Below are 24771 nucleotides of genomic sequence, written 5' to 3'. Positions count from 1 at the left end.
CCTGCCTTCCCCAAGGATGACACAGAGGGCTCCGGCAAGAGCGAGTTGGTCGTGGCCACCCGGCTGGCCTGCAACCGCTACCTCGCCGACGCCATACAGCAGTGGGCCTTCACCAGCCTCCGCACCTCCGGCTGGGCACGGGAGTTCTACGACACGCAACGTAGCCGCGGAAAGAAGCACCACGCCGCCCTGCGCGCCCTGGGTAACCGCTGGCTGGAGATCCTGTGGCACTGCCTGACCAAAGACGTGCCCTACAACGAGAACCTCCACGTCGCCAACCGCAACCGCGCCCTCGGCCGGGTCAACCAGCCCTCGAAACTCGCTGCTTGACCCGGGGGTTGACAAAGGGTGTCTCATTGCTCCTCCTTGGCGGGCCAGTGCCCCCGGTTGATCGGGATGCGGTGCCGGCGACGACAGGGCAGCTCGACCCCACAGCGGCAGACCCCAGCGGGACTGTACAAATAACGGCTGATCGACCGATCAAGGGAGAGACGCCAGATGACGACCGAGACCACCGTGGGACAGCCGGCCGTGGAGCCGGTGGGTGCGGTCACGGATGAGCAGTTGATCGCGATGCTGGTCGATCGGGCTCGTGGTGACGGGTTGAAGCTGACCGGCGAGGGTGGGCTGCTGCAGCAGCTGACGAAGCGGGTCCTCGAGTCGGCGTTGGATGGGGAGATCACCGACCACGTCGGCTACGACAAGCACGACCCGGCGGGTCGGGGTAGCGGGAACACCCGTAACGGCAGCCGGACCAAGACGGTGCTCACCGACGTCGGGCCGGTCGAGGTGCGGGTCCCACGCGACGCCGCCGGGACGTTCGAGCCGCAGATCGTGCGTAAGCGGCAGCGGCGTCTGACCGGCGTCGACGACATGGTCCTGTCGCTGTCGGCCAAGGGCCTGACCCACGGCGAGATCGCCGCGCACCTGGCTGAGGTCTACGGCGCTGAGGTGTCGAAGCAGACCATCTCCACGATCACCGACAAGGTCATGGACGGCATGGCCGAGTGGCAGAACCGGCCCCTGGACCGGGTCTACCCGGTCGTGTTCATCGACGCCATCAACGTCAAGATCAGGGACGGTCAGGTCGCGAACCGGCCGATCTACCTCGCGATGGCGGTCACCGTCGACGGCCACCGCGACATCCTCGGTATCTGGGCCGGTGACGGCGGCGAGGGCGCCAAGTACTGGCTGCACGTGCTCACCGAGTTGAAGAACCGCGGCGTGGCCGACGTGCTGATGCTGGTCTGTGACGGGCTCAAGGGACTGCCGGAGACGGTGGAGACGGTGTGGCCGCGCACGATCGTGCAGACGTGTGTGGTGCACCTGCTGCGCAACTCGTTCCGCTACGCCGCCCGGCAGGACTGGGACAAGATCGCCAAAGCGCTGCGGCCGGTCTACACCGCGGCGACCGAGGACGCCGCCACCGAGCGGTTCCTCGAGTTCGCCGAGGCGTGGGGCCGTAAGTATCCGGCGATCGTGAAGCTGTGGGAGAACGCGTGGGCGGAGTTCGTGCCGTTCCTCGCCTTCGACGTGGAGATCCGCAAGGTCATCTGCTCCACGAACGCGATCGAGTCCGTCAACGCCCGTATCCGCAGGGCCGTGCGAGCTCGTGGCCACTTCCCGAACGAGCAGGCCGCACTCAAGTGCGTCTACATGGCCTTGATGAGCCTCGACCCGACCGGAGCCGGCCGCCGACGCTGGACCATGCGCTGGAAAGCACCACTGAACGCCTTCCAGATCGCCTTCGAAGGCCGGCTCACCCCGGCCAACAACTGACCACCTCAACAACCAAGATCAGCCGTTAACTTGACACTCCCGAGACAGGCCGTTATTTGTACAGTCCCCTGTGCAGGTCTGGCACTCTGTTCGGGCTGGCGGTGACACCAAGACCAAGAAGTCGCGACGCACGCTCGCACTCCCCCAGCGGTGCGTGACCGCGCTGCGGCTGCACCGAGAGCAGCAGAACCGGCACCGGGCCAAGGCCGGCAAGGACTGGCAAGCCCTCGGCCTGGTCTTCACGACCACCCTCGGCACCGCCCTCGACGCGGCCAACGTCCGCCCTCTGTGTCATCCTTGGGGAAGGCAGGTTGACCTGCTGAAACTCTGACCCGTGAGGGCGTGCAAGGAGATCCACCCCCGTGACATCGCATCACCCGGTGCCCGACCCCGAGGTACCAGCAAAGCCCCGAACAAGGACATACACCGCCGCGTACAAGGCGCGGATCCTGGCCGAGTACGAGACCCTCGATAAGGCCGGCAAGGGCGCCCTGCTTCGTCGGGAAGGCCTGTACACGTCGCTGCTCGCGGCGTGGAAGCATCAGCGTGACGCCGGCGCCCGCGAGGCCCTGGCCAAGCCGGCCGGGCGGCCGAAGACCGATCCGGCGGTGCTGGAGGCAGCCCGGTTGCGGGCAGACAACGAGCGGCTGCGCGCCGAGTTGGACAAGGCCCGCAAGGTGATCGAGGTGCAGGGAAAACTCTCCGCGCTGTTGGGGCAACTCGCGACCGACAGCCAGCACAGCGGGAGCGAGCCGACACCATGATCGACGCTGCGATCACCGAACTGACGCCGCTGATCGGCATCCGGACGGCGTGCCGAGCCACCGGCCGGCCGCAGGCCAACCATTACCGCCGGCACCGCCAGACGCCTGCGCCACCGCGGCCGGGGCGTGAACCCAGGCCGCAGCCACGTGCCCTGAGCGCAGCCGAGCGTGACAGCGTCCGGGCGTTGCTCAACAGCCCGGACTTCGCCGACATGGCCCCCGCGGCCGTCTACCACACCCTCCTCGACGAGGGCGTGTACGTGGCGTCGGTGTCGAGCATGTACCGGATCCTGCGTGCCCACGGCGAAGTCAGGGAGCGCCGCCGTCACGCGGTGCACCCGCCGAAGGTCAAGCCCGAACTGATCGCCGACGCCCCCAATCGCGTGTGGTCGTGGGACATCACCAAGCTGCGCGGCCCGGCCAAGCGGGACTTCTACCACCTCTACAGCGTGATCGACATCTACAGCCGTTACACCGTCGCGTGGCTGCTCGCCGAGCGCGAGGACGCCGCCCTGGCCGAACGGCTGCTGTCCGACGCGATCACCAAGCAGGGCGTCGCGCGTGAGCAGTTGACCATCCACGCCGACCGCGGCACCTCAATGGCGTCCAAGACGGTCGCGCAGATGATGGCCGACCTCGGCGTGACCAAGTCCCACTCCCGGCCCAGGTGCAGCAACGACAACCCGTTCTCCGAGGCCCAGTTCAAGACCCTGAAGTACCGGCCCGACTTCCCCGACCGCTTCGGCAGCGTCCAGGACGCCCGAGCTCACTGCCGCGCCTTCTTCACCTGGTACAACACCATCCACCGGCACTCCGGCATCGGCTGGCACACCCCACACGACGTCCACCACGGCCACGCCCGGCAGGTCCGCGATGTCCGCGCCGACGTCCTGACCGCCGCCTACACCCGCAACCCCGAACGATTCGTCCGCGGCATCCCGCAACCACCCGCCCTGCCCACCACCGCGTGGATCAACAAGCCCGAGGACACCACGACTCAGTCAACGAACCCCTGAACCGACCGCCCCAAAAAGGTTGACACCTTCCGCCGCCGGGCCTTCCGCCGAGTCGTCACCCTCGCCGGGCTTGACCCGATCGCCTGGACGCCCCGCGAGCTACGGCACAGCTTCGTGTCCCTGCTCTCTGACAGCGGAGTAAGCCTTGAAGACATCGCGGACCTCTGCGGCCACGCGGGGACGACCGTCACGGAGAAGGTCTACCGTCATCAACTCCGGCCGGTTCTCCTCGGCGGGGCACAGGTCATGGATGCGATCTTCGGCGCTGAGTCGTAGTCACTCAGTTAGTCACTCAGGAATCGAAAGAGGCCCGGATCATCAATGTGATCTGGGCCTCTACCTGGGTGGGCGATACTGGGATCGAACCAGTGACCTCTTCGGTGTGAACGAAGCGCTCTCCCGCTGAGCTAATCGCCCTCAGCGCGGACGACTCTACCTGATCGCGCATCCAGACCAAAAACCCGGGTGGACGCGGCTCAGTGCGTCGCGAGGTAGTGCAGCACCCGGGCGACCACGTCGATCCCGAGGCTGTACTTGAGCGACAGCCACACCACCGTCGACACGAACACCAGGCCGGCCGAGCCGAGCGCGAACCGCACTCCGAGTGACTGCCGTCTCACCCAGTCGGTCCAGTTGTGCACGTGCCGCCTCGTGAAGGTGAGCAGCCGCCGCGCCCAGTGGAACTCGACCGCCCAGATGCCGAGGCCGGCGATCACGAGGAGCCAGCCGGGGCCGGGAAGTGGGATCAGTGCGACGCCGATCGTGACGACGAGCGCGCCGGCAACAGCGACGAAGATCTTGAGGGCGACCCGGCCGGTGGGGTTGGCCCGGATGAGCGCGAGGGTGGTGGACACCCGCTGTCGCCAGCGCGGCCGTTCCCGGCGCGCGGCCAGCGCCGTGCCCCCGACCGGTCCATGCCCGTCCGGTGCCGGTCGTCCGGGTCGGTCACGCTGCTCGTTCGGCACCCCGTACCCCCGCTGTTCGGCTGCCCGGACCACGACGTTCGGCGTGCCAGGCAGCGTGACCGGATCCATAGCGGATCGCTTCGTCACCAATTCCTCCCCCAGTGTGGCGCGCGCCCGTCACTGCAAGCGTGGACTGGACGTTACCGGAGTAAGTCGACGACTGAACCACCCGATGCCGGGCGGGAACGCGTACTGGGCAGAACCGGAAATCCTACAGGATCATTCAAATTCTCAAGGACGTTCCGACCCCCATCCCACCACCGGGTGAAGTCAGCGTATGGCGGAGCGCAGCTAGGAGCAGCACCTGAGTATGGGAAAAGCGGGACACGCGCGTTCCGCAGCGGTGCCGGGGGGAGAACGTCCATGAGTGTCATCCGACCGACGACCGTCGAGGTCGAGACGTCGCTAAGGCTCGTCGCACCTGACGCCACGGCCTTGCCGGTGCGTGCCAGTCTGCGTTACGACCCTGCTGACCCGTATGCCGTCCATGTCCTGTTCCATGCCGAATCGGCAGGTGGCGAGGCGGTTAGCTGGTCGTTTGCGCGGGAATTGCTGGTGACCGGCCTCGACGAGCCGGCCGGCATCGGCGACGTGCGGGTCTGGCCCTGGGCCACCCCACGCGGGGACTTCGTCGCGCTGGCGTTGTCGTCCCCGGACGGCAATGCCCTGTTCGAGGTGCCTCGGAGCGTCCTGGTGCGCTTTCTGCGGCGAACCTACGTCGTCGTTCCGCGCGGTCGCGAGGCCGAGCACCTGGACGTCGACACGGCGGTGAACCGGCTGCTCGCCGGTCGCTAAGCCGGAGGAAACGGTCACTTCGGGGCCGCGCGGAACTGCCGAGTCCGCGCGGCCCCGGCGTGTCAGGGGTACGGGACGGCCTTCCAGACATACGTCGAGCTCAGCCGGTCGAGTTCAGCCATGCGTGGTGATGCCGCCGTCGACCGGGATGACCGCCCCGGTGAGGTAGGCCCCGGCGCGCGAGGACAGATAGATCGCCGTGCCCGCCATGTCCTCCGGGCGGCCGATCCGCCCCAGCGGCACCTGCTTCTCGACGGCGGCCCGGGACGACGGGTCGCCGAGCGCGAACGCCATCATTTTGCTCTCGAACGGGCCGGGCGCGATCGCGTTGACGGTGACGTGCTCGCCGGCGAGCCGGTGGGCGAGGCTGCGGGTCAACATGTGCACGGCCGCCTTCGTGGCGGAGTAGGCGTACACCTCCATCCAGGGCACCCGGCTGCCGTCGACCGAGCCGATATTGATCACCCGGGCTGGGTCATCGGCCGTGCCGGCGACCCGCAGCGACGGCAGCAGCGCGGTGGTGAGCCGGAAGACAGCCTTCACGTTGACCGCCCACAGCTTGTCGAACGCGCTCTCCGGGTACGCCTCCAGCGGGGCGCCCCAGGTGGCACCGGCGTTGTTGACCAACACGTGGAGCTGGTCGTATCGCTCCCGCACGGCGGCGGCGAGCGCTTCCGCCCCGGCGTCGGCGCTCAGGTCGGCGGGGATTGCCTCGCAGTGGCCGTGGGCCGCCAGCTCCCTGGCGACCGCCTCGCAGACGTCTGCCTTGCGAGAGGAGATAATCACGCGGGCGCCGGCCCGGACGAAGCCTTGGGCGATCATCCGACCGATCCCCCGCGAACCGCCGGTGACCAGGACCGTCTTTCCGTCGACCGAGAACAGATCAGTCATGCCCATCCCCTCGCAGTTCACGCCTACCGTCCGGTAACATAACCGCCCCCACCCGCCCCCACAACCCCACCCGCACCAGTCCCGGGGGCCCGCCCCTTCCCGAGAGGTGGGACGTCTCCGAGCGCGCGTGCCCGCGCTTCCCCGGATATGTGCCCGGATCATCCGCGCGAGGGCGCGGCGCGTGGCCCGGGGTGCGGCAGTCGTCGCCGCGGGCTACCGTCGCAGGTGATGGTTCCTCCTGGTCAGCCCTCCGCCGGTCCGATCTGCGCGCCGCCCGAGATCGAGACACTCGCTCTGGATGACCTCGTACCTGATCCTGAGTGGCGGCGTCCGGCGCTGCTGGACCGGGACCTGCTCGTCCTGGTCACCGACGGGCACGGGGGCCTGGAGCTGGACTTCGCCGCCCAGCCGTGCCGGCCCGGCACACTGCTGCGGGCCCGGACCGGCCAGGTGCTCCGGTGTTCGGTTTCCGAGCTGAACGCGACCGTGGTGCGTTGGGCGCCGGAGGCGCTGCGCGGGTTCGACGTCGACCCGGCCGCCGTCCCGGCCTGGCGACAACTGGCCGGCGCGGACGAGGACGTGTTCAGCGCCGAGATCAGCCAACTCGCGGTGGACTGCGAACGGCAACGCGGGGTGGCCCGCGCCGCCGGCCTGCTCCGTCATCAGCTGGCCGTGCTGCTGCTGCGGGTTTCCCTGCTGCCCGATGCCGCCACATCCGTGCCGCGCGCCGAGACGGTGACCTTCCAGCGGCTCTGCCTAGAGGTCGAGCGCGGCTACCGACACACCCGCCGAGTGGAGGACTACGCCGCCAACCTGGACTGCTCGGTGCGGACCCTGACCCGGGCATGTCTGGCAGTCACCGGACGCAGCGCCAAGCAGGTCGTCGACGACCGGGTGGCCCTGCAGGCCCGGCGGCTGCTCGCGGCGACCGACGAGCCGGTCGCCGCGATCGGCCGCCGGCTCGGCTTCTCCGAGCCGACCAACTTCGGGCGGTTCTTCGCCCGCGAGGTCGGCATGAGTCCGGGGGCCTTCCGTGCCGCCCGGGAGCAGCCCCTCCCCGGTCGGCCCACCGACGGACCCGCGGACGCACCCGCCCACCGCCCACCCGCGGCACGGGTCGTCCGGCCACGCCCACCCGCCGACGTCGCCGACGAACCGGCCCCGGGCATGATGGCCTAGTACAGATGTCGGGCGGCAACTGCGCGGTCCGGACGGCGTTGAACCAACGCCGGCTCGATCCGGCACGGTGAGCCTGACCGGACGCCGCGTCCGGCCTGGTTGAGTCGAGCCCGGTTGAAGAGAACCGGCCGCGGTTGAAGTGGTCGTGGGAGGACAGCGGTCCTACGCCGGTCCTGGCGACGCCGCCGCGATGACCACGTCCCCGCCGAGGCGGCCGTGCTCGGGGTCACGGCTGACCGCGCCGGCCTGCAGCAGACCGGTCAACGCCCGTGGCACGTCGGCGGAGCGGTACACGGTCGCGGTCAGTGCGTGCCGGCGCAGCTCGGTCACCGTACGCGAACCGGAGCGGACGAGCTCGGCGAGCAGTTCTCGGCGTAGCGGTCCGGGCTCGGGGTCGAGCGCGATGTCCAGCAGCCGGCCGGCCGGGTCGGCCGGGTCGCGGTAGCGCGCCCCGGCGTGCTCGTCGACCGCCCAGAGCAGGTCCTTGAACGCCTCGAGGCTCCGGTCGTACCCGGTGCCGAAGGCCAGCCGACGGGCCGGCGACCCGTCGGTCGGGACGAGGTCGACCTCGGCCACCAGCGGGAACCCCGCGCCGGTGAGTACCGCCCGCAGGGACGCGCCCGCACCGCCCGTGGGCGGGGGCGGCACCGCCGCGTCGCGCGCGGGTCGGGGCGACGCGTTCGGCCCGGTGTGGACGGCGGCGTCGGTGACGAGGAGCACCTCGGCGGGGTGCCCGGACACGGTGGCCGCAAGTACCGCAGGGTCCGCCGCACCCGAACCGTCCACGTACGCCAGCAGCGGCGCCCGGGCGGCCCCGACCGCTTTCAGCGCGACGGGCAGCCGGGCGGGACCGCCGGGCACCAGGTGGACGGCGACCTCGGGCGGCAGCGTCGCCTCGACGGCACCGAGCCGGGCCGGCAGTTCCTCGGTGCCGTCGACGAGCACAAGCAGGCTCAGCTGCCGCCCGCGCAACCGGTCGGCATGCTCGGCCACCACTCCCAGCACCGCCTCAGCCGCAGCCGCCGCAGCCGCCGCGGCTGCGGCCGGGGTCGGGGTCGGGGTCGGGGCCGGGGTCGAAGCCGGGGACGGGGGAAAGACGGACGCGGATGGCCCGTCTCCGTAGGCGAGCGCGATCACACCCCGCCGTCCTCGCCCCAACACCCGAGGCAACCACACCTCGGCGTACCGGACCAGCATCTCCCGCAACACCGCGTCAACCACACCCGCTTTCTACCCCACTCCGTCGACCGGAAGTTCGGGTTGGTGACAGACGGACCGCGGCTGCGCCTGATCGGCGAGCCCAGGTGGACCATCTCCAGGAAACCTGACCGGCGCGGGACTTGTACATACCGTTGTCGGATGAGCACGATGGGGCGTGCCCTCCGGCTTCGGTGACCTCGCTGACCATGCGCACCACCTGGTGTCCACCGGCGACCTCGCCGGCGCCCGGCGGCTGCTCGCCGACGCGCTTACCGACGTCGATCCACGCCCCGCCAATGCCACCCCGGAGCTGGCCGAGGCGGCGAGCCTGCAGGCCAGGGTGCTGGTGGCGCTCGGCGACCCGCAGGCCGCCCGGGGCTGGGCCGCCTACGCGTACGCGGCCACCACCCGGCTGCACGGCCGCTCCGACGAGCGCACCGTGGCCGCCGCCGCCGCTCTCGCCGCGGTGCTGCACCGGGTCGGCAGTTGGTCCCGCGCGGCACGGCTCTACCAGATGGTCATCCTCGAGCTGACCGCCCTGGACGGTCCCGAGTCCCGACGTGTCCTCGCCGCGCACGCCGACCTCGCCACTGTGGAATACGCGCGCGGCCAGTGCCAGGTCGCCCGCGATCGGCTGGCCGACGCCTGGGAGCTGCACCGCGAGGTGTACGGCGACGGGTACCCCAGCGGCATCAAGATGCTCGCCCGGCTCGGCGCGATGCGGCGCGACTGCGGCCGGTTCGCTGAGGCCCACGACGATCTCGCCCTCGCCGAGGAGCTGTGCCACCGGCACCTACCCCCGGACGACCCGCTCACCGGGCAGGTGACCGCGCTCACGCGGGCAGCGGCAAGCCCGGACCACACCTGCACCGACACAATGCCCGTCGGCCGGGAGACGCCGATCGTGCCGACCGCCCGCACGCCCCCACCCGGCGACGAGCCGCAGCACTCCCCGTACCACCCGTCGCAGCCCGGCTACCGGCCTGCCGGCCCGTACGCCCCGGCTGAGCCGGGCCTGGACGGGCCCGACGTGGTGGAGCACCCCGCGGCCGGGTACGCGCCGCCACCGTCGGTCCCGACGCCCCGTCAGCCGCTGGACGGAGCGGCCGGAGGTACGCCGGTCGCCGGCGAGGCATGGGACACCGGGCCCGACATCACCGACGAGACCTGGCGACCCGAGCAGGAACCCGGTGGCGATACCTGGCGTCCCGAGCAGGACAGCGGAGGCTACCGGCCACCCGGCGGCGACGCCGCCGACCACTCGTGGACCGGCACCGACACCAACGACGGTTGGCCGCCCGCAACCAGCCACGGTTGGCCGCCCGCAACCAGCCACGGTTGGGCCGGCGAACCCGACACCGACGAGCTTTGGCGACCCGGCACGCCGGCCGCGGAACGGGCCACCGCCGTTCCCCCGTCGGTGCTACCCCTCACCGGCGCGGAGGAGGCCGCCGGCGTGCACCGGGTAGCGCACCACGCGGTGCCCGACGACCCGCCGTACCAGCCGTCCCGGCTGCTGCCCGTACCGGTGCACCGTCCAGCACCCCCACCGGCCAACCGGCTGTTGCCGCTCGTCGTGGGCGGAGTCGCGGTGGTGCTGCTCGGCACGGCCGCGGTGATCGCCGGAGTGTCCCGGTTCGACGGCGCGCCGCCAGCGGTCACCAACAGTTCGGGGCACGCCACCGGCACGCCGGCCCCGACCACGGGCCGGAGTACGCCCGCGACCACGGTGGCGGCCTCACCCGGCACCCCGCCCGGGGCGTTGATCTTGCGAGACGGCAGCGACAACGTGACGTTGCGTTGGACCTACCCGGCCGGCGGCGAGGGACCGGTGGTCATCTCCGGTGGCCGGGCCGGGCAGCAGCAGACCGCTTTCGCGAACCTGCCCGCCGGCACCACCGATTTCGTCGTGTACGGCCTGAACCGCAGCACCGACTACTGCTTCACGGTGGCGGTGGTCTGGTCGACCGACACGATCGCCCGGTCGAAGCAGGTCTGCACGGACCGCGGCTAGTCTGCACGGACCGCGGCTAGTCTGCACGGACCGCGGCTAGGGGGGTCGGCCAGGGACATCGCCGGTGTCCGGGCCAGGTCAGTGCCCCGAACGACGGCCGGGGTGATGCTGGCGCCGGCCTGGGGCGTCCCGCCGGGCGCCCCGAGCGGTCAGCCCGGATCGGCCTCCTCGAGAAGGGCCGGCAGCAGCAGCCGGACCCGCAGCCCCGGCCACGGGTCCGCGTCGCCGAGCTCGATCCGCCCACCGGCCCGGTGGACCAGCTCACGCACGATGGCCAGGCCCAGGCCGGCTCCGCCGGCGTCCCGGTCGCGCGCCGGGTCCAGTCGGGTGAACCGGCCGAAGACCCGCTCCCGGTCCACGACCGGGATGCCCGGCCCGTCGTCGGTCACCGTCACCCGGTGGTACGCGGTCCCGTCCGGCTCGGTGGCGAGCACGACCCGGGTACGTGCGTGCCGAACGGCGTTGTCGACCAGGTTGGTCAGCACCCGGTGCAGCTGGTCCGGATCACCGTCGGCCCACAACGGTTCCCGGGGTGTCAGCACCTCGACCGGGGGTGTCGGATACCGGGCGGCCACCGCGGTGAGCAACCCACCCAGTTCGACCGGACCGGTGGCGCGTCGAGGCGGTGCCTCGTCGAGGCGGGCGAGCAGCAGCAGATTGTCGACGAGCCGACCGAGCCGCTCGGTGTCGGTGAGCAGGTCCGCCGACACCGCCGGCCAGTCGGTCCGGTCCCCCAGCCGCCGCGCGACCTCCAACTCGGTGCGGATGTTGGTCAGCGGGCTACGCAGCTCGTGCGCGGCGTCGGCGACAAACGCCCGCTGGCGGGCACGGGCCGACTCCAGCCGGCCCAGCATGTCGTTGAGCGTGGCCGCGAGCCGGTGGATCTCGTCCCGGGACGCCGGTACCGGTAGCCTCCCGCCCCCGTTCCGCCCGGTGATCTCCTCGGCGCCCCGACGCAGCGCCTCCACCGGTCGTAGGGTGGCGCCGACCACCCGCCAGGCCACGGCGGCAAGCACCGCCACCAGCAGCGGGAAGCTGACCAGCAGGACGGTCCGCAGGACGTGCGCGCTCTGCCGTACGTCCGCCAGCGACCGGGCCACCAGCACGGTGAGCGGGTCGGTGTCGGTGCCGGCGGGCACGGCCACCATCCGGACCGGCCCGGTCAGGCCGATCCGCTCGCCCGCAACGGTGAGTCGTTGCCGCGCGCCCGGGTCGAGGCGCTCGGGCCGGACCATTGGCACGAGTCGATCGGCGTCGATCGAGGCAGCCCGGACCCGCCCCGCCGCGTCGACCACCTGGACCCGGGTCTGCCCGCCCGCCACGGGCAGCGGGTCGGGCAGGGCGTCCTCCGCGGCGAGCAGTGCGATCGCGTCGGCGGTACGCAGCGCCTCGGTGTCCACGTTGCGGTGCAGGGCCCAGTTGAGCACCACGAGCAACACCAGGCCGCCGACCGCGAGGCCCGCGGACACGCCGAGCACCCCGATCACCATCAGCCGGCCGCGCAGGCCGAGGGCGGCCCACGGTCGCCGGTGCCAGACGAGCGCCCGGGTCAAGCCGGGTCCACCGGGGCCCTTCCCCGGCCGGAGGCGACGGGCGGGGGCCCTTCCCTCCCGGGTCACGTGGCGAGCCGGTAGCCGACGCCGCGGACCGTCTCCAGGCGTTCCCGACCGAGCTTGCGGCGCAGGTAGCCCACGTAGACCTCCACCGTGTTCGGGGCGGTGTCCACGGCGGCGTCCCACACGTGGTCGAGCAGTTCGGTCTTGGAGACCACCTGGCCTGGGCGGCGCATCAGGTAGTCGAGCACCGCGAACTCCCGGGCGGTCAGCGCCACCTCCGCGCCGTCCCTGGTCACCCGCCGCCGTGCCGGGTCCAGTCGTAGGTCGCCGACGGCCAGCACGGTCGGCCGCTGCGGGGCACCGCGGCGCAGCAGCGCGCGCAGCCGGGCCAGCAGAACCACGTACGAGAAGGGCTTGGTCAGATAGTCGTCTGCGCCGCAGTCCAGCCCGTCGGCCTGGTCGTATTCGCCGTCCTTGGCCGACAGCATGAGCACCGGCAGCCACCGACGCTCGGCCCGCAGCCGGCGCACCAACTCGTAGCCGGAGAGGCCGGGCAGCATCACGTCGAGGATCATCGCGTCGTAGTCGCCGTGGCGGGCGGCGTCCAGGCCCGCCGGGCCGGTCGCCGCCACGTCGACGGCGAACCCCTCCGCCTGGAGCCCGCGCCGCAGGGCGGACGCCAACCGGGCCTCGTCCTCCACCACCAGCAACCGCACAGGTCAAGGGTGCCACCCCGGCGCCCGTGCCCGGTCCGCTGTCCTCAGCACGCTCACAGGGTGGTGCGGGCAGGATGGTCGGCAGGAGGTGCCACACCATGTCTGTCCTGACAAGCCGTCCCGCCCTGCGCTGGCTGGTCCCGGTGACCGCCGTTGTGATCGTCGTCGGCGGGGGTGCCGCGATCGGCAGGTTCGCCGCCCAGGCCGAGCCCAGCCTGCCGCCCCGCACCGTCGCCCAACTCCTGGTCGACCTGCAAACCGCCCGTCACGACGGCTTCTCCGGCACCGTCGTGCAGCGCGCCGAGCTGGGTCTGCCGCCGATCGCCGGGCTGGTCGCCGGTGATGGCCCGGCCGATCTGCTGACCGGCACCCACACCCTGCGGGTCTGGCACTCGGGGCCGGACCGGCAGCGGGTCGCGCTGGTCGACACGCTCGGCGAGCGGGACATCGTCCGCAACGGGCGTGACCTGTGGACGTGGCGCAGCGGGACCAACACGGCTACCCACCGCACGCTGCCCGAGCAGCGGGGACACGACGCCCCGCCGGAGGTGCCGGCGACCCCGCAGGAGGCCGCCGACGCCGCTCTCAAGGCCATCGACCCGACCACCGAGGTGAGCGTCGGTCGGGCCGCCACGGTGGCCGGGCGGAACGCGTACGAGCTGGTGCTCACGCCGCGCGACGCCGCTTCCCTGGTGCACCAGGTACGGATCGCCATCGACGCGACCGAGCACCTGCCGTTGCGGTTCGAGGTGTTCGCCGACGGCGGCGACCGGCCCGCGTTCGAGGTGGCGTTCACCCAGGTCGACTACGCCCGGCCGGACGCCGACCAGTTCACCTTCAACCCGCCGCCGGGGGTGAAGATCACCGAGGAGGGGGCCGGGCGGGCCCGCCCGGAGACACTGGAGAAGCCGGCGGACGGCGAGCGCCCGGACGTTCGTACGGTCGGCGAGGGCTGGACCACGGTGGTGGTCGTGCGGGTCGACGACGCGGCTCGCAGTGACGCCTCGGCGGACCGGCCGGACCTGGGCGGGCTGGCCGGACAGTTGCCGGCGGTCAGCGGTGACTGGGGCAGCGGCCGGCTGTTCCGCAGCGACTTGGTGACCGCGCTGCTGACCGACGACGGCCGCCTGATCGCCGGGGCGGTGACCCCGGAGCGGCTTTACGAGGTGGCCCAAGACTGAGTTTCACCCGCGACGAGTCGGGGCCCGCGCGTCGCGCGGGCCCCGACTCGTCGCGGGTGACCGGGCCCGGGCGCCCGCGACGCGCCTGCTCGCCGCGCCGCTGATCCGCCAAGGACTCACCAGGCGAGCCGATGTGATTGGGTCGGCGGGTCGCTGCGCGGTATCTTTCTCAGTTCGAGAGCAACAAAAAAGAACGGCTCAATGGCCGCTCTGAAAAGAATACTAGCCAATTGGGAGACGGCTTGTCAAGGCACTCCGGCGATTTCGGTGCTCTGCCCACGGACGACGAGATCGGGCACGAGCAGGAGTACGTCTCGATGCTGTACGACCGGCTGGACGGGCTGCGCGAGCAGGCGTCCCGGCGGCTGGCCGAGGAGCTGCGAAACCCGGGCGGCACCCTCCAGGCCCGCTCCCAGCGCGACGGCGCGGTGCGGATGTACGACGAACAGGTGGAGCAGTTCTCCGCGGTGGAGAACGGGCTGTGTTTCGGCCGGTTGGACACCGACGACGACGCGCGGCACTACATCGGCCGGATCGGCATCTTCGACACCAGCGGCGGCTACGACCCGCTGCTCATCGACTGGCGGGCGCCGGCGGCCCGGGCGTTCTACCTGGCCACCGCCGCCAACCCGCAGGGCGTCCGCCGCCGGCGGCACCTGCGCACCCGGCACCGGAAGGTGGTCGGGCTCAACGACGAGGTGCTGGACCTGGCCGCCGCCTCGCCCACCGCGCACGAGGAGGTGACCGGTGAGGCGGCCCTGCTCGCCGCGCTCGGTGCCGGCCGGACCGGCCGGATGCGGGACATCGTGGAGACGATCCAGGCCGAGCAGGACCAGATCATCCGTGCGGAGTTGCCGGGCGTCCTGGTGGTACAGGGCGGGCCGGGCACCGGGAAGACCGCGGTGGCGCTGCACCGCGCGGCGTACCTGCTCTACACCCACCGGCGCGAGCTCTCCACCCGGGGCGTGCTGTTGGTCGGGCCGAACGCCACGTTCCTGCGCTACATCTCCCAGGTGCTGCCCGCGCTGGCCGAGACCGGGGTGCTGCTGCGCACCCAGGCTGACCTCTTCCCCGGGGTGAGCGCCCGGCGTACCGAGTCCGCCGAGGTGGCGGCGCTGAAGGGCCGTGAGGTGATGGTCGACGTGCTCGCCGCCGCCGTCCGCGACCGGCAGTGGGTGCCCGACGAGCCGGTGGAGATCGAGCAACCGCAGCGGGAGATCCTGGTGCTCGACCCGGCGACCATCCGGGTGGCCCGGGACCGGGTCCGCCGCTCCGGCCGGCCGCACAACCTGGCCCGGGCGCTGTTCGATGTCGAGATCGTGCACGCGCTCGCCACCCAGGTGGCCGAGCGTATCGGCGCGGACCCGTTGGGCGGGGAGAACCTGCTCGACGAGGCCGACGTGGCCGAGATCCGCCGCGAGCTGCGGGAGGATCCGGAGGTCCGGGCGACGCTGGACCAGCTCTGGCCGCTGCTCACCCCGCAACACCTGCTCACCGACCTGTACGCGGACCCGGACCGGATCGCCACCGCCGCGCCGATGCTGACCGAGGTCGATCGGGCCTTGCTGCACCGCGAACCAGGCGGGTGGACGCCGGCCGACGTGCCGCTGCTGGACGAGGCGGCCGAACTGCTGGGTGAGGACGATCGCGCCGCCGCGGCCCGCCGGGAGCGACTCCGGGCGCTGCAACGGGAGTACGCCGAGGGGGTGCTGGAGATCGCGCGGGGCTCCCGCTCGATCGACGTCGAGGACGAGGCTGACGGCGGCGAGATCCTCGGCGTGACCGACCTACTCGACGCCGACCGCCTGCTGGAACGGCAGGAGGAGGCGGACCGGCTGACCACCGCCCAACGGGCCGCTGCCGACCGGGCCTGGGCGTTCGGCCACGTCATCGTCGACGAGGCGCAGGAGCTGTCCTCAATGGCGTGGCGACTGCTGATGCGGCGTTGCCCGGGCCGGTCGATGACGATCGTCGGGGACGTGGCACAGACCGGCGCGTTGGCCGGCACCGCGTCCTGGGCGGACGCGCTGGAGCCGTACGTGGCGCAGCGCTGGCGGCTGGCGGAGCTGACCGTGAGCTACCGAACCCCCGCCGAGATCATGTCCGTGGCGGCCGAGGTGCTCGCCGGGATCGACCCGACTCTGCGCCCGCCGCGTTCGGTCCGCGCCACCGGCGTGCCGCCCGTCGACCGGGCGGTGCCGTCACGGCGGCTGACGGCGGAGGTGGTCGACGCGGCAGCGCGGGCAGCCGCCGCCCTCACCGACGGCCGCCTCGGCATCATCGTGCCGGCGGCCCGGGTCGACGAGTTGGGTGCCGCCCTGACGTCCGCGCTTCCGGAGGCGGCCGTCGGCGCCGACCCGGACCTGGAGAGCCGCGTCGTGGTCCTCACGGTCGCCCAGGCCAAGGGCCTGGAGTTCGACTCGGTGCTGGTGGTCGACCCGCAGGGCATAACGGGTGAGTCCGCCCGCGGCCGCAACGACCTCTACGTGGCGCTGACCCGCGCCACCCAACGTCTCACGGTCCTCCGGCCCACTACCTGAGCAGGACTGATCTTGAGGTTTGGCGGCGGTTGGCGTGCCCGCTTCGCCGCCAACCTCATGATCAACAGGCGTCGGGTCAGTCGTTGGACAGGTTGGCCGTGTGGACCGCCGGACCCGACTGGTCGCTGGTGGAGCCGGCCGTCGGGGTGCTGAGGCCACCGGTGGTGGCATCGCCCGTGGTGGTGGGAGCGACCCTGCCGGGGTGCCGTTCTGGCTGCCTGGCCACCCGGCGGACGCTGGCCGGGCCGGCGGTACCGCCGGTGGTCGTGACCGCGCCCTGACCGCGGGTGGGGCCACCGTCGCGCAGCACCCGGGGATCGACGCGCACGTGCGCCGGATCGTCCGGGTCCTCGTCCTGGATGACCCGCTGCACGTCGGTGCGGGGCACGGTCACCTCGTCCAGGACGCCCTCGCCGTACCTGCCACCGGCGATCCGCTCCTCGGCCCGCCGGGCGGCCTCGTTCCGCATGTCGTCCTCACGCATGCTGTCTCACCTCGCAGAATTCGTCGGTCTCCCCCGCGTGCCCGGCACCCGGCCGGTCAAACCCGCACGGCCGGTTCACCCGGACGTCGCCCGGTGCTCGCCCGCCCGCCGTCCCCGCTGCCGATGCTGAACGACGGACCTGCGGGAAACCCGGCGGGAGGGGAGAAGGAGATTGCGCACCGTACGGCGTACCGCCGTCGCCGCCCTGGTGGCGGCGACCGCGACAGTCGGTCTCACCGCACCCGCCCAGGCGCGGCCACGTCCAGACCGGACGATCGACCTACAGGCCCACCGCGGCGGCCTGGGGTTGCGGGTGGAGAGCACCCTCGCGTCCTTCGGCAATGCCCTGCAGTTGGGTGTGGACACCCTGGAACTGGACGTGCAGATCACCGAGGACGGCCAGGCGGTCGTCACCCACGACCGTCGGGTGAACGGGGCGAAGTGCGTCGACACCGCACCCCCGACGCCCGGCGACCCGGAGTTCCCGTACGTCGGGAAGTACGTCAACACGCTGACCCTGGCGCAGGTGCGGACGCTGGACTGCGGGGCGCGGACCCTGCCCGACCGACCCGGCCAGCTCGCCGTGCCGGGCGCCCGGATGCCGCTGCTGCGCGAGGTGTTCGACCTGGTCAAGAGGTACCGCGCGGACGACGTGATGCTGAACATCGAGACCAAGGTGGAGGCCGGCGCCCCGGCCGAGACCGCCCCGCGCGAGCAGTTCGTGCAGGTTACCGCGGCGGAGATCCGCTCCGCCGGGATGCTGAAGCGGGTGACGATCCAGAGCTTCGACTGGGGCGCGCTGATGCGGATGCGCCAGGTCGAGCCACGGCTGCCACTGGTGGCACTGACCAACTACGACTTCCTCCAGACCGGACAGCCAGGCGCCTCGCCGTGGCTGGGTGGGCTGGACATCGACGACTTCGACGGCGACCCGATCGCCGCGATCCGCAGCTTCGGCGTGAAGACCTTCTCACCGGTGCACGGGTTCCCGCAGAACGGCACGGTCACCGACCCCGACTACCGGCCGTACGTGACGAGGCAGATGGTCGCGCACGCCCACCGCAGCGGCATCACGGTGATCCCGTGGACCGTCAACGACGTGCCGACCATGGCCAAGCTCCTCGACGACGGGGTGGACGGCATCATCACCGACTACCCGGACCGGCTACGCGGCCTGCTCGCGCAGCGTGGGATGCGCCTGCCGAGGGTGTACGCGTCGCCGTTCGACGTTCAGGCGCACCGGGGTGGTCGGGCCGCCCGGCCGGAGAACACCCTGCCCGCGTTCGCGCACGCCCTGGCGAACCCGGCGATCTCCACGCTGGAGTTCGACACCGGGGTGAGCGCCGACGGGCACCTGGTCGTGCTGCACGACCGCACCGTCAACGGCTCGAACTGCGCTGACACCGCTCCGGCGTGGCCGGGTGACCCGACGTTCCCGTACGTCGGCAAGCGGGTGCACGACCTGACCCTGGCCCAGCTGAGAACGCTGGACTGCGGTTCGAAGACCCCGGCCGACGCGCCTGATCAGGTCGCCGTGCCGGGCGCCCGGATCCCCACTCTGGACGAGGTCTTCGCCCTGGTGCGGGCCAGTGGCCGAAGCGACGTCCGAATGAACATCGAGACGAAGATCAGCCCGCTGGTGGCCGACACCGCCCCGTACGACGTGTTCACCCGCAAACTGGTCACCGCGCTCCAGCGGGCACGCTTCACCGACCGCGCCACGATCCAGTCGTTCGACTGGCGGACGATCCGGTACGCCCGGAAGCTGGACCGGCGCATCGACACCGTCGCCCTGGTCTGGCAGTACGGCCCGGCCGAGTGCGCCGGCCTCGCCGACGAGTGCTCGCTGCGGACCGTCTACGACGACCCGGCCGTGCCGAGCCCGTGGCTCGGCGGACTGAACTGGTGGAAGCACCGCGACCTGGGCAAACTGGTCCGGGCCGCCGGGGCGACGACGGTGTCGTCGAACTGGCAGGTCCACGACCCGAAGCAGGGCGTGGTCGCGTCCGCCGACTGGTACCTGCGGGAGAACCCGGCGTACTTCCACGGACCGGACGTCCGCACCCTTCAGCGGCGGTACGGGCTGGACGTGATCCCATACGTCGTCAACGACCCGGCGGTGCTGCAGCGGGTCATAGACCTCGGCGTGGACGGCGTTCTCACCGACGACCCGGACCAGCTGGTCGGTGTGGCGATCCGCAACGGCCTGCGCTGAGCGGAGACCCCAATTCCCGGCCGGGGGCGGGGTTACTGCCCCCGGCCGATCGGGTAGACGCGGGGTGCCCCCGCCAAGTACACGAACCGTGCCGTGGCCGATACGCGGTAGCGGGGCGAGGGGTCGCGGCACTCATCAAATCCTTGAGGGAGGACCAGATGAGCACGCAGGCTGCATCCACCAGGCCGATGAACCGTCCCGCGGCGGACATCCAGAAACGCGCGGCCATGCAGGAGGCGCCCACCCGGCAGATGCCGACGGCGGGCGACGGACACCGGGAGCAGATGCCGTCCCGGGTACGGAGACGAAGCAGTCGTTCCTGACCACCGAGTTCTGGATCTACGCCGCCGCGGTCGTGGTCGTCGTCATCGCCGCCTTCTGGCGTGGTTCTGCCATCGACGGGCTGAACATCAACAACCCGACCCTGGCGTGGTGGTACCTGTCCGTCCTGACCGCTGCGTACCTGGTCAGCCGAGGGCTGGCGAAGGCCGGCACGGCACGGCGCTCCGGTGAGGAGCGGCGGATGACCCGACGCTAACCGCCCCGCTACGACCGGTGCCCTCCGGGATGTTCCTCCCGGAGGGCACCGTTACGTCTCCGGGGCTACCCGTCGAAGCCGAAGTCCTCGGCGACGTCGCCCTCGAACGCGTCCTCGATCATCTCGCCGGCGATCATGCCGCCGGCCACGCCGAGCGCGGCACCGGCCACGACACCGCCGATGCCCATCCCGCGGTGGCCGTGGCCGCGGCCGTGCTGGTGTGGCATGCCGAAGCCCTGCGCCCGCAGGCTCCCGTACCGGGAGGTGGTCTCCCGCAGCCAGCCGTCGACCACCTGGGTCCAGTCGACCCGGTCAGCGTCGGCGTGCGAGACCTGGTAGCGGCCGAACACGTCGTGCCCCGAGGTGAAGAAGCCGCCGCGCTTGTCACACTCCAGGATCACGTCGACCCCGTGCGGGCTGGTGACGAAGGTCAGCTCCACCTCGCTGATCGTCTGCGCGTACTGCGGGGCGGCGAAAAACTCGATCTCCTGGTAGAAAGGCAGCGTCTGCTGCGTGCCGTGGATGTGGCCGCGCTCCAGGTCGGCGTGCTTGAACCGGAAACCGAGCCGCTGGAACGCCTCCAGGATCCGCTCGTGCACCGGCAGCGGGTGCACGTTGACCTGGTCCAGATCGCTCTTGTCGACGGCACGCGCGATCGCCAACTCGGTGCGCAGGCCCATGGTCATGCCGTGCAGGCGCTGGCCGTACACGTCGGTGATCGGCGTCTCCCACGGTACCGGCAGCTGGAAGGGGATCGACAGCTGCTGCTTCGGGGCGAGCTGGAGCGGCCCGGAGACCGGCATCCGGTGGAACTCCATGACGCCCGCGTACTCGGTGTCGTGCCCTTCGATCTCGACCCGGGTGACCAGGCCGACGACGATCTGCTCGATGTTGGCCGGCGCCTCACCCCCGAGCAGGTTTACCTGACCGTCCAGGGCCAGGCCGGGTCGGGTGTTCGGATTCGCCAGGACGGTGTCGACGCTGGGACCACCCACACCGAACGCGCTCAACATCTTCTTGAAGACCATCGGAACTCCCGCTGGGTCTGGTGCCCGCGCTCCGGGGAGCGGGACGGGTTACGGGTGCACGGTATCGAATGCCGCTGTGAGGTCGCTGAAAGTGTTCCACCGATGCCACGTCAGCCACCAGCTGCCATGCGGGTGCTGCGATGCTTGGTTGGGTGAACCGCCATCAACGGTGGGTACCGACGCCCCGACCGGCCCGGCTGATTCCGTCGCACGGTCAGATCGCGATCGAGTCGACGACCATCAACTCACCGACCTGGCTACGCGCCTCAGCGGGCAGTACCCGCGCCGCGGTCCCCGCGGTCCGGCGGGGCTGGCCGAACCACCCGCACGCCCCGGCACCGGCTCCGCCGGCCCAGACCCAGACCCAGGCCATCGCACCCCGCTCGACACCACCCGCACCGCGGAGACGACGTCCTGCACGTGGTGTGGGATTCCACTGAGCCGCCCCGCCACCGTGTCACTGGGACTAGCCTGGGTGGAGGGCCGGCGCGACGCCTGCGGAGGTGATGCCGGATGGCCGTGGCCACCGACGCGCCGGTGCTCGCCGGGGTCGGCTCGCGGTGGAGTCTGCCGCTGGTCCGGTTGGCGGCTCAGGAGGCCGCCGCGCACGACAGGCCGCTGTGCCTGCTGCACGCGTTCGACTGGGCGGCGGCGCTGGCGGCGCCGTCGGTGGTCGGGCCGCACGACGCGGCGGAGGAACTCCTCACCCGAGCCGAGGAGGTGGCCCGGGATGTCGACGAGACCCTGACAATCAACGGTGAGATCGCCGAGGGCCCGGTGGTGGAGGCGCTGATCCGCCGCTCCGGGTCGGCGTACCTGGTCGTCGTCGGCGACGGCGGGATGAGCACCGCCCCGGGCTGGGTGTCCGCCGAAACACCGACCGTGCAGGTCGCCGCCCGGGCCGGGTGCCCGGTGCTGGTGACCCGCCGTGGGCCGCCGCCGGAGGGCCCGGTGCTGGTCGGCGTGGACGGCTCCGCCGACTCCCGGCAGGCGCTGGCATGGGCGTTCGGCTGCGCCGCCCGCCGCGGGGCGCGGCTGGTCGCCGTCCGCGTCGTGGAGCCGGACCGCGCGGACGCCGACCCGGCGGTGCTCGCCGGGATCGTCGCCCGGATCGGCGGGCGGCACCCGGACGTGCCGGTGGAGTGCCACACCGTCCGCGGCGACCCGGGCACCGTCCTCGTCGAGCAGTCGCGCTCGTCGCAGGTGTCGGTGGTGGCCACGCGAGGCGACCAGCCCGGGCGAGGCATGCTCGGCTCGGTGAGCCAGTCGGTGCTCTACCACTCACCGGCGCCGGTGATCGTGGTAAGGGGCCTCGCCGCGACGGAGGCCCCGGACGTAAGGGACCAAGGACCCTGATCCGGCACGGCCGCTTCGGCGACGCTGATGACCCGAGACACTCCTTCCCGGATACGCCACTCCCCGACCCGCGAGAGGCTCAGGCAGATGGACACCGCAACCGACCTGCACAGCCCGCTGACCGAAGAAGAGCTGCGCCGGCTGGACGCGTACTGGCGTGCGACGAACTACCTCACCGTCGGGCAGATCTACCTGCTGGACAATCCACTGCTCCGCGAGCCCCTCGCGCCGGAGCACGTCAAGCCCCGGCTGCTCGGGCACTGGGGCACGAGCCCCGGCCTGAACCTGCTCTACGCGCACCTCAACCGGGTCATCGTCGCCCGTGACCTGTCCGCCATGTTCATCACCGGTCCCGGCCACGGTGGTCCGGCGATCGTCGCGAACACCTGGCTGGAGGGCACCTGGAGCGAGCGTTACCACAACACCGGTCGCGACGAGGCCGGCATGACCCAGTTGTTCCGCCAGTTCTCCTTCCCAGGCGGCATCCCCAGCCACGTGGCGGCGGAGGTGCCGGGTTCGATCCACGAGGGCGGTGAGCTGGGGTATGCCCTCAGCCACGCCTACGGTGCGGCGTTCGACAACCCCGACTTGCTGGTCGCCTGCGTCATCGGCGACGGCGAGGCCGAGACCGGACCACTGGCCGGGAGCTGGCTGTCCAACGTGTTCCTCAACCCGGCCCGGGACGGGGCGGTACTACCCATCCTGCACCTCAACGGCTACAAGATCGCCAACCCGACGGTACTCGACCGGATCCCCGAGTCCGACCTACTCGAACTGATGCGCGGATACGGGTACCAGCCACACGTGGTCGCCGGTGACGACCCGGCGACCGTGCACCAGGCGCTCGCCGGCACGCTGGACCGGGCGCTGGACGAGATCTCCGCGATCCAGCGACGGGCCCGCTCCGGCGGACCGGTCGAGCGTCCCCGCTGGCCGATGATCGTCCTCCGGACGCCGAAGGGCTGGACCGGCCCTCGGGACGTCGACGGCAGGCAGGTGGAGGGGACCTACCGGTCGCACCAGGTGCCCCTGTCGGAGGTTCGCTCCAACCCGGAGCACCTGGCCGAGTTGGAGCGGTGGCTGCGCAGCTACCGGCCGGAAGAGCTGTTCGACGCCACCGGCGCGCCGGTGGCCGAGCTGGCGGCGCTGCCGCCGACCGGGGACCGTCGGATGAGCGCCAACCCGGTCACCAACGGCGGGTTGGTGCTGCACGATCTGACGCTGCCGGACTTCCGCGACTACGCGGTCGACGTGCCAAGCCCCGGGCAGACGGTCACCGGCTCCACCGGCGAACTGGGCAAGTGGGTCCGGGACGTGATCGCCGCCAACCCGCAGACGTTCCGGCTCTTCGGCCCGGACGAGGTCGCCTCCAATCGGCTCGGCGCCGCGTTCGAGGTCACCGACCGCGCCTGGGTGGCCGGCACCGTTCCCGGCGACGACCATCTCTCCCCCGACGGGCGGGTGATGGAGGTGCTCTCCGAGCACCTGTGCCAGGGCTGGCTGGAGGGGTACCTGCTGACCGGCCGACACGGCATCTTCACCAGCTACGAGGCGTTCATCCACATCGTTGACTCGATGGTCAACCAGCACGCCAAGTGGCTGAAGGTGACCCGGGACATCCCGTGGCGGCAGCCGGTCGCCTCGCTCAACTACCTGCTCTCCAGCCACGTTTGGCGACAGGACCACAACGGCTTCTCGCACCAGGACCCGGGCTTCATCGACCACGTGATGAACAAGAAGGCGGAGGTGGTCCGGGTCTACCTGCCGCCGGACGCGAACACCCTGCTCTCCACGATGGACCACTGCCTGCGCAGCCGGCAGTACATCAACGTGGTGGTCGCCGGCAAGCAGCCGGCCCCGAACTGGCTGTCGATGCAGGAGGCGATCCAGCACTGCCGGCGCGGCATCGGCGTCTGGGAGTGGGCCAGCACCGACACCGGCTCCGAGCCGGACGTGGTGCTCGCCTGCGCCGGTGACGTGCCGACGCTGGAGACCCTCGCCGCGGCCGACCTGCTGGGCCGGCACCTGCCCGAACTGAAGGTGCGGGTGGTCAACGTGGTCGACCTGATGCGCCTTCAGCCGGCGTCGGAGCACCCGCACGGACTCTCCGAATCCGAGTTCGACACCATCTTCACCGAGGACAAGCCGGTCATCTTCGCGTACCACGGCTACCCGTGGCTGATCCACCGGCTGACCTACCGACGCACCAACCACGACAACCTGCACGTTCGCGGGTACAAGGAGGAGGGCACCACCACGACGCCGTTCGACATGGTGATGCTCAACGACCTGGACCGGTTCCACTTGGTCATCGACGTGATCGACCGGGTTCCGGGGCTCGCCGCCCGGGCCGCGGCGCTGCGTCAACAGATGGTCGACCTCCGCCAGTCCTGCCGCGACTACACCCGCGAGCACGGTGCGGACGACCCCGGGTGTCGGAGTGGCGCTGGATCCGCGAGACCAATCCCGCAGTCCCAAGCAGCTCCCAGTGAGCGCGAGGAGCGAGCTTGCGAGCCCCGCAGCCGCGAACCAAAGGCCAGCCCAGTGAGCGCGA

At 71.5% G+C, this 24771-nt stretch carries 17 protein-coding genes, 1 tRNA gene and 5 pseudogenes; 14 read left to right on the top strand and 9 right to left on the bottom strand.

Features of this window, described 5'->3' with window-relative positions; all coding sequences use genetic code 11:
- Window positions 1–21 precede the first annotated feature (21 nt).
- The 5 genes and pseudogenes from QTQ03_RS01030 to QTQ03_RS01010 form a co-directional block, all read left to right on the top strand.
- A pseudogene (locus QTQ03_RS01030) lies at window positions 22–330 on the top strand (IS110 family transposase); the annotation flags it as partial.
- 243 nt (window positions 331–573) lie between these two features.
- The gene (locus QTQ03_RS01025) at window positions 574–1779 is read left to right on the top strand and encodes an IS256 family transposase (RefSeq protein ID WP_289280611.1); all 1206 of its coding nucleotides are present in this window, start codon (window positions 574–576) and stop codon (window positions 1777–1779) included.
- A 70-nt stretch (window positions 1780–1849) separates the two neighbouring features.
- Window positions 1850–2062, top strand: a pseudogene (locus QTQ03_RS01020) (site-specific integrase); the annotation flags it as partial.
- A gap of 79 nt (window positions 2063–2141) precedes the next feature.
- Window positions 2142–3559 (top strand): IS3 family transposase gene (locus QTQ03_RS01015; protein WP_502889673.1). Its coding sequence is split into 2 segments (ribosomal slippage): window positions 2142–2472 and window positions 2472–3559, totalling 1419 coding nucleotides; the frame shifts between segments, so codons are not numbered across the junction.
- Window positions 3560–3580: 21 nt separating this feature from the next.
- Window positions 3581–3835: pseudogene (locus QTQ03_RS01010) on the top strand (tyrosine-type recombinase/integrase); the annotation flags it as partial.
- 69 nt (window positions 3836–3904) lie between these two features.
- Here QTQ03_RS01010 and QTQ03_RS01005 read toward each other — a convergent pair.
- Both QTQ03_RS01005 and QTQ03_RS01000 read right to left on the bottom strand, forming a co-directional pair.
- Window positions 3905–3976: transfer RNA gene (locus QTQ03_RS01005), tRNA-Val, on the bottom strand.
- A gap of 59 nt (window positions 3977–4035) precedes the next feature.
- The gene (locus QTQ03_RS01000) at window positions 4036–4593 is read right to left on the bottom strand and encodes a TIGR02611 family protein (protein ID WP_289280620.1); all 558 of its coding nucleotides are present in this window, start codon (window positions 4591–4593) and stop codon (window positions 4036–4038) included.
- A 294-nt stretch (window positions 4594–4887) separates the two neighbouring features.
- On the opposite strand from QTQ03_RS01000, the gene QTQ03_RS00995 reads away from it, so the two are divergent.
- Complete coding sequence (locus QTQ03_RS00995) at window positions 4888–5319, top strand: SsgA family sporulation/cell division regulator (RefSeq protein WP_007457244.1); 432 nt, start codon at window positions 4888–4890, stop codon at window positions 5317–5319.
- A 114-nt stretch (window positions 5320–5433) separates the two neighbouring features.
- On the opposite strand, the gene QTQ03_RS00990 is transcribed toward QTQ03_RS00995, so the two are convergent.
- Complete coding sequence (locus tag QTQ03_RS00990) at window positions 5434–6210, bottom strand: SDR family oxidoreductase (protein WP_289276271.1); 777 nt, start codon at window positions 6208–6210, stop codon at window positions 5434–5436.
- A gap of 228 nt (window positions 6211–6438) precedes the next feature.
- Here QTQ03_RS00990 and QTQ03_RS00985 point away from each other — a divergent pair, with 228 nt between their 5' ends.
- Window positions 6439–7389: a helix-turn-helix transcriptional regulator gene (locus QTQ03_RS00985; protein WP_289276270.1), complete on the top strand. Its 951-nt coding sequence runs from the start codon at window positions 6439–6441 to the stop codon at window positions 7387–7389.
- A 162-nt stretch (window positions 7390–7551) separates the two neighbouring features.
- Here QTQ03_RS00985 and QTQ03_RS00980 read toward each other — a convergent pair whose 3' ends face one another.
- Window positions 7552–8586, bottom strand: a complete 1035-nt coding sequence (locus tag QTQ03_RS00980) for a hypothetical protein (protein ID WP_289280619.1) — start codon at window positions 8584–8586, stop codon at window positions 7552–7554.
- Between the two features lie 178 nt (window positions 8587–8764).
- Here QTQ03_RS00980 and QTQ03_RS00975 point away from each other — a divergent pair, with 178 nt between their 5' ends.
- Entirely contained in the window at window positions 8765–10603 is a 1839-nt protein-coding gene (locus QTQ03_RS00975) for a tetratricopeptide repeat protein (RefSeq protein WP_289276269.1), read from the top strand.
- Between the two features lie 149 nt (window positions 10604–10752).
- Here QTQ03_RS00975 and QTQ03_RS00970 read toward each other — a convergent pair whose 3' ends face one another.
- Both QTQ03_RS00970 and QTQ03_RS00965 read right to left on the bottom strand, forming a co-directional pair.
- The gene (locus QTQ03_RS00970) at window positions 10753–12093 is read right to left on the bottom strand and encodes a sensor histidine kinase (RefSeq protein WP_289280618.1); all 1341 of its coding nucleotides are present in this window, start codon (window positions 12091–12093) and stop codon (window positions 10753–10755) included.
- A 125-nt stretch (window positions 12094–12218) separates the two neighbouring features.
- Entirely contained in the window at window positions 12219–12875 is a 657-nt protein-coding gene (locus QTQ03_RS00965; RefSeq protein WP_289276268.1) for a response regulator transcription factor, read from the bottom strand.
- Between the two features lie 98 nt (window positions 12876–12973).
- Here QTQ03_RS00965 and QTQ03_RS00960 point away from each other — a divergent pair, with 98 nt between their 5' ends.
- Window positions 12974–14056 (top strand): LolA family protein, encoded by a 1083-nt coding sequence (locus QTQ03_RS00960; RefSeq protein WP_289276267.1) that lies wholly within the window; start codon window positions 12974–12976, stop codon window positions 14054–14056.
- Between the two features lie 242 nt (window positions 14057–14298).
- Entirely contained in the window at window positions 14299–16596 is a 2298-nt protein-coding gene (locus QTQ03_RS00955) for a HelD family protein (RefSeq protein ID WP_502889672.1), read from the top strand.
- Window positions 16597–16672: 76 nt separating this feature from the next.
- Here QTQ03_RS00955 and QTQ03_RS00950 read toward each other — a convergent pair whose 3' ends face one another.
- Window positions 16673–17080: a hypothetical protein gene (locus tag QTQ03_RS00950; protein ID WP_289276266.1), complete on the bottom strand. Its 408-nt coding sequence runs from the start codon at window positions 17078–17080 to the stop codon at window positions 16673–16675.
- Window positions 17081–17252: 172 nt separating this feature from the next.
- Here QTQ03_RS00950 and QTQ03_RS00945 point away from each other — a divergent pair, with 172 nt between their 5' ends.
- Entirely contained in the window at window positions 17253–19295 is a 2043-nt protein-coding gene (locus tag QTQ03_RS00945) for a glycerophosphodiester phosphodiesterase family protein (RefSeq protein WP_289276265.1), read from the top strand.
- A gap of 251 nt (window positions 19296–19546) precedes the next feature.
- A pseudogene (locus QTQ03_RS00940) lies at window positions 19547–19833 on the top strand (hypothetical protein).
- Between the two features lie 65 nt (window positions 19834–19898).
- Here the strand turns inward: QTQ03_RS00940 and QTQ03_RS00935 are convergent.
- Window positions 19899–20861, bottom strand: coding sequence for a sporulation protein (locus QTQ03_RS00935; protein ID WP_289276264.1), 963 nt, complete (start codon window positions 20859–20861; stop codon window positions 19899–19901).
- A gap of 214 nt (window positions 20862–21075) precedes the next feature.
- The gene (locus QTQ03_RS00930; RefSeq protein ID WP_289276263.1) at window positions 21076–21234 is read right to left on the bottom strand and encodes a hypothetical protein; all 159 of its coding nucleotides are present in this window, start codon (window positions 21232–21234) and stop codon (window positions 21076–21078) included.
- Window positions 21235–21374: 140 nt separating this feature from the next.
- On the opposite strand from QTQ03_RS00930, the gene QTQ03_RS00925 reads away from it, so the two are divergent.
- Window positions 21375–22217, top strand: a complete 843-nt coding sequence (locus tag QTQ03_RS00925) for a universal stress protein (RefSeq protein ID WP_289276262.1) — start codon at window positions 21375–21377, stop codon at window positions 22215–22217.
- Between the two features lie 87 nt (window positions 22218–22304).
- A pseudogene (locus QTQ03_RS00920) lies at window positions 22305–24709 on the top strand (phosphoketolase family protein).
- Window positions 24710–24771: the final 62 nt, after the last annotated feature.

Source organism: Micromonospora sp. WMMA1363 (assembly GCF_030345795.1).
Classification (GTDB): domain Bacteria; phylum Actinomycetota; class Actinomycetes; order Mycobacteriales; family Micromonosporaceae; genus Micromonospora.
This window is presented reverse-complemented; position numbering and strand designations above follow the sequence as displayed.

What these genes read in the sequence shown, in the direction of transcription:
- QTQ03_RS00950 (WP_289276266.1), bottom strand. Translation starts at nt 17,080, where the DNA reads ATGCGTGAGGACGACATGCGGAACGAGGCCGCCCGGCGGGCCGAGGAG.
- QTQ03_RS00980 (WP_289280619.1), bottom strand. Translation starts at nt 8,586, where the DNA reads ATGCTGGTCCGGTACGCCGAGGTGTGGTTGCCTCGGGTGTTGGGGCGA.
- QTQ03_RS00925 (WP_289276262.1), top strand. Translation starts at nt 21,375, where the DNA reads ATGGCCGTGGCCACCGACGCGCCGGTGCTCGCCGGGGTCGGCTCGCGG.
- QTQ03_RS01025 (WP_289280611.1), top strand. Translation starts at nt 574, where the DNA reads ATGCTGGTCGATCGGGCTCGTGGTGACGGGTTGAAGCTGACCGGCGAG.
- QTQ03_RS00930 (WP_289276263.1), bottom strand. Translation starts at nt 21,234, where the DNA reads ATGGCCTGGGTCTGGGTCTGGGCCGGCGGAGCCGGTGCCGGGGCGTGC.
- QTQ03_RS01000 (WP_289280620.1), bottom strand. Translation starts at nt 4,593, where the DNA reads ATGGATCCGGTCACGCTGCCTGGCACGCCGAACGTCGTGGTCCGGGCA.
- QTQ03_RS00995 (WP_007457244.1), top strand. Translation starts at nt 4,888, where the DNA reads ATGAGTGTCATCCGACCGACGACCGTCGAGGTCGAGACGTCGCTAAGG.
- QTQ03_RS00990 (WP_289276271.1), bottom strand. Translation starts at nt 6,210, where the DNA reads ATGACTGATCTGTTCTCGGTCGACGGAAAGACGGTCCTGGTCACCGGC.
- QTQ03_RS00935 (WP_289276264.1), bottom strand. Translation starts at nt 20,861, where the DNA reads ATGGTCTTCAAGAAGATGTTGAGCGCGTTCGGTGTGGGTGGTCCCAGC.
- QTQ03_RS00960 (WP_289276267.1), top strand. Translation starts at nt 12,974, where the DNA reads ATGTCTGTCCTGACAAGCCGTCCCGCCCTGCGCTGGCTGGTCCCGGTG.
- QTQ03_RS00970 (WP_289280618.1), bottom strand. Translation starts at nt 12,093, where the DNA reads ATGGTGATCGGGGTGCTCGGCGTGTCCGCGGGCCTCGCGGTCGGCGGC.
- QTQ03_RS00985 (WP_289276270.1), top strand. Translation starts at nt 6,439, where the DNA reads ATGGTTCCTCCTGGTCAGCCCTCCGCCGGTCCGATCTGCGCGCCGCCC.